1 protein-coding gene is annotated in these 374 nt (G+C 43.0%); it reads left to right on the top strand.

Annotated features, from left to right (window positions below; all coding sequences use genetic code 11):
• The coding region (locus EIZ48_RS28895) for a hypothetical protein (protein ID WP_160658820.1) at positions 1 to 374 on the top strand (374 nt) is incomplete at both ends.

Here is a 374-nt window from a genome sequence, read left to right as displayed (position 1 = left end):
AGGAAGTCGTACCAGACAAAGAAAAGGAGAAGGCGGAAAAAGAGACAGAAATCCCAATTCGAACAGGGGAAACAAGTAACAATAAGCTGCCAGAGGAGGACCTCATCGTCCTTGATCCATATCCGCCACCACCATTTCCTGAAAGGCTGAAAAAGCCTCAATCTGAATCCATAAACGAAAAGACTCTTGACGTCCTCCGAGATGTCGAGATCACTATCCCTCTAATCGATGCAATCGAGCACATACCCTCGTATGCTAAATCACTCAAAGAACTTTGCACGAAAAAACGAAATCTAAATGTCAAATCCTTCTATATTAAGCATATAAATGCTATGATCCAATCTGACTTGCCTGAAAAGCTGAAGGACCCCGGT

Origin of the sequence: Photobacterium alginatilyticum (genome assembly GCF_009910675.1) — a bacterium.
Taxonomy (GTDB): Bacteria; Pseudomonadota; Gammaproteobacteria; order Enterobacterales; family Vibrionaceae; genus Photobacterium; species Photobacterium alginatilyticum.
This window is presented reverse-complemented; position numbering and strand designations above follow the sequence as displayed.